The organism is Ginsengibacter sp. (assembly GCF_057362405.1).
Window position 1 is genome coordinate 1 of sequence record NZ_JBMQQG010000283.1, and the last position, 3,986, is coordinate 3,986.

3 protein-coding genes are annotated in these 3,986 nt (G+C 38.7%); all 3 read right to left on the minus strand.

From position 1 onward, the window contains the following. Positions 1-430: GIN domain-containing protein (locus ACO1O5_RS23120; protein ID WP_486274540.1), on the minus strand; the 430-nt coding region annotated here is incomplete at its 3' end. Positions 431-517: 87 nt separating this feature from the next. After that, positions 518-2,896 carry an ABC transporter permease gene (locus ACO1O5_RS23125; RefSeq protein WP_486274542.1) on the minus strand — a complete coding sequence of 793 codons (2,379 nt, stop codon included), beginning with the start codon at positions 2,894-2,896 and terminating at the stop codon, positions 518-520. 123 nt (positions 2,897-3,019) lie between these two features. Then, complete coding sequence (locus ACO1O5_RS23130) at positions 3,020-3,697, minus strand: ABC transporter ATP-binding protein (RefSeq protein ID WP_486274543.1); 678 nt, start codon at positions 3,695-3,697, stop codon at positions 3,020-3,022. Positions 3,698-3,986 lie beyond the last annotated feature (289 nt).

Here is a 3,986-nt window from a genome sequence, read left to right on the forward strand (position 1 = left end):
ATTCGCCATATATTTTAAGGTTAAACTTTTTACCGGTTAATTTACTGCTGCATACAATGGTTTCTCCGCCCCTAACAGAAAGTGTGCGCAGCGTTTTGTAGGTAACGATAGCCTTTACAATGGTACCGTTATAAATTGATCTCCTTTCTTTATAGCCGTTATCATATACTTTTTCATTTTTAGTAATTTCTCTAGCGCCCTCGAGGTAAATGCGCAGCGTTTTATCTTTCACTTCGATATTTAGTTTGTCGCTGCTAACGGTGTTGCTCTCTACGGTAACACTTTCCTGGTTGCCTTCTACAAAAGTTACCTGTATGTGCGGGCTAACAATAACTCTGTCAAAAGACTTTACAGGGGTTGTCGTTTGCGCAAAGGACAATTGGCAAACAAACAGTAGTATGATGGCGACGAATGATTTTGGTTGTAACATGGTTATATTTTTAAAAATGTTTAATGCCGGTTATGACCGGTTATTTTGTTGATCTAATTTATCTGTTACCTTACCGATAGTACTTTTCTATTCGGACCGTAACGACTCTACCGGGTTGGTAAGGGCTGCTTTTATAGCCTGGAAACTAATGGTTATAAATGCAATGAATATGGATAGCAAGGCAGCCAGTGCAAATACCCACCACGTGATGTGAATGCGGTAGGCAAAGCCTTCCAGCCATTTGTTCATGGCCCACCAGGCAACCGGTATGGCTATAATAATTGCAATGATTACTAATTGTAAAAAATCTTTACTTATTAATTGAACGATACCATTTACGCTGGCGCCTAATACTTTCCGGATGCCTATTTCTTTAACTTTTACCTGTGCCGTATAGGTTGCGAGGCCAAACAAACCAAGACATGAAATGAAGATGGCGATGCCTGCGAATACATTAAATAAAGTGCCTGCCCGCTGATCTGTTTTGTATTGGGCATCAAAAGTTTTGTCTACAAAATAATAACTGAATGGAGTATTGCCGGCGTATTTTTTATATTGGTCGTGCACGGAAGCAATTGCCTGCTGCGCATTGGCAGCGGTTGTACGCACATATAGAATATTAAGGTTATGCCAGAAAGTAAAAAATATTAATGGCTTTATTTTTAATTTCAAAGATTGAAAATTAAAATCCTGCATAACCCCAATGATCGTTCCTTTATTACTATGAAAGGATATTTGCCGCCCCACATAAGGAGGCTTTAGTCCCATCATCTTTACGGCGGTTTCATTCACAACGAAGTGAGAACTATCGGCAGGCGTACCCGAAAAGTTCTGCCCCTCAATGAGCTTGATTTTCATCGTAGGAATTACATCTTTATCAACACACAATTGCGTTATCGTAACATTACTGTTGGGCGCCTTGGTTGGCCATTCCAAATCACCGGTTTCACCATTAATATCAGAAAAACTGTACGCATCGCATGCGGCAACATTCAAAATGCTGGCTTGCTTTTTCAATTCCGACTTAACTGCGGCCAGGTGATCCGCCAGCTCCTGGGTAAGTGGTACTGAAAAAACATAATTCTTATCATAACCCAAATCTTTATTCCTGATAAAATGCAACTGGTTGCTCATGATGATGGTGCATACCAGCAATATCACTGATATTGAAAATTGAAAAACAACGAGTCCCTTTCTCAGCGCAGCGATACCAATACCGGATGATATTTTTCCCTTCAGGGCTTCAATCGGCTTGAACGAAGACAATAAGATGGCCGGATACACGCTCGACACGATCAATGTGCCGAAGATAGCCAGGGCAGAAACTTTCAGTACCCCGGTATCTGAGATATCAAACGATAAATCTTTGCCGGAAATATTATTGTATAATGGTGTTAATAGGAATATTAAGATGATTGCCAGGGTTATTGCAAAACAAAATAATAAAAAGGTTTCTGTAATAAACTGGAAGAATAGTTGTTGCTTTTTGGCGCCTACCATTTTCCGGATACTTACTTCTTTGGCTCTTATTAACGAACGGGCAGTTGACAAGTTTACATAATTGATACTTGCTATGGCTAATAATAAAATCACCACCAGCATAAATATCTGCACCATTCTTAATGACGAGGTATTCCCATCCGGCCCTATCAAATGGATATCGGCCAGGTTTTGTAATTCGTAACCGGCATTGCTGTCACCATTCCTGGCTTTTTTGTAGGCAGTTGAAAGCTCTTGCCCTATTTTAATGGGGTTGGCACCGGGTTGTAGTTGCACAAACGTATTAAAAGCAAAATCGCCGAGGTCAGCATCAATTGTTTTCCAATCGCCATTTCCTCCCCACGCTGTGAATTGCTTGCCATAATACGACATGGGGAAAACAGCGTCATACTGGAGAGTGGAATTGCCGGGCAAGTTTTGCAATACTCCTGTTACGGTAAATTGTTCTTTTCTAAAACCAATGGTTTTGCCCATAGCCTCCTCACTGCCGAACAGCTTTTTGGCAGTGGCTTGTGTTATAATAACAGAATTGATATTGGGAAAAGAAGTGGCAAAATTTCCTTCAACCAGTTTATAATTAAACATGGAAAAGAAACCGCTGTCGACATAAGCAATTTTATTGCCGTCAAATATTTTGGTACGGTCGCTGTTAGAAATATTCTGATCGAATTCCCCCTGGATCCTTACAATAGATTTTATTGAGGGAATTGATTTAGCATAAACGGCTAACGGTCCGGGAACGCCCGTCCAGACCTTATCTTCGCCATCATTTTTAAAATGAGTGCTAAGCTGGTAAATATTTTTGTACTCTTTATTAAACTTATCGAAGCTAAGCTCATTCTGCACCCAAAGCAGCAACATAATGCCTGTAGCCAGGCCAACTGCTAAACCGCAAACATTTATTAACGAGTAAAATTTATTTTTCCATAAACTTCTCCAGGCTGTTTTAAAATAATTTTTAATCATCTTATTTTAATTAGTAGCATACAAATTGATACAATATTATACTATCAATACAACCGCTATCTCATTATTAATAAAACCGTAGTGTGACGACTAATGTGTCACAACTGCGTTGAGCTGTTTACGTTAGATTAAAATATTTTCCGTTACAGTTTGTCCGTCGAGCATTCGGATAATGCGATGGCTAAAACGTGCATCATGCTCGCTATGAGTAACCATTATTATTGTGGTGCCATTTTCGTTCAGTTCAGTTAATAACTGCATTACTTCGTTACCGTTAGATGAATCAAGGTTTCCGGTAGGTTCATCCGCTAATATTAACCTGGGATTATTAACCACGGCTCTTGCTACGGCTACACGCTGTTGCTGACCACCGCTCAACTGTTGCGGATAGTGATTACGGCGATGCATGATCTGCATTTTATCGAGCACCTTTTCTACGCGCTGTTTTCTTTCATCACCCTTAACTCCGAGATAGATTAATGGCAACTCTACATTTTCAAAAACAGTAAGCTCGTCGATAAGGTTAAAGCTTTGGAAAACGAAGCCGATATTTTTTTTACGTAAGTCGGCTCTTTTTCTTTCATTAAACTTAGCCACTTCAATACCATTAAAGAGAAAACTTCCGTCATCAGGATCGTCTAACAATCCAAGTATGTTAAGCAGTGTAGATTTACCACAACCAGAAGGTCCCATTACTGCAACAAATTCTCCTTCCTTTACATTAAAAGAAAGTTTGTTTAGCGCAACAGTTTCTACTTCTTCGGTTCGGTAAATTTTTTCGAGATCTGAAATGTTAATCATTGTTTTATTTTTAATTGAGTCTTTTATTTTGTTTAGTTTATTGTCAGATTTTAATAAAGAAGCCATCATCCCGACCGAAAATATCCCGTTGCGTATTAGTTATTGTTTTTTCGTGCTGCATTTCGCAATGGCAAAAAGCAGAACAATTTAACTTGCTAGCTACATTCTCACTTTTAATTAATAAAGAAGAAAGACACATTAATATAACGGCCATGATGCGTGAAAAGAATATTTTTTTCATATCAGTAGTTTTAATGTTTATGGTTTTTTATTTGGTTAATATATTTTG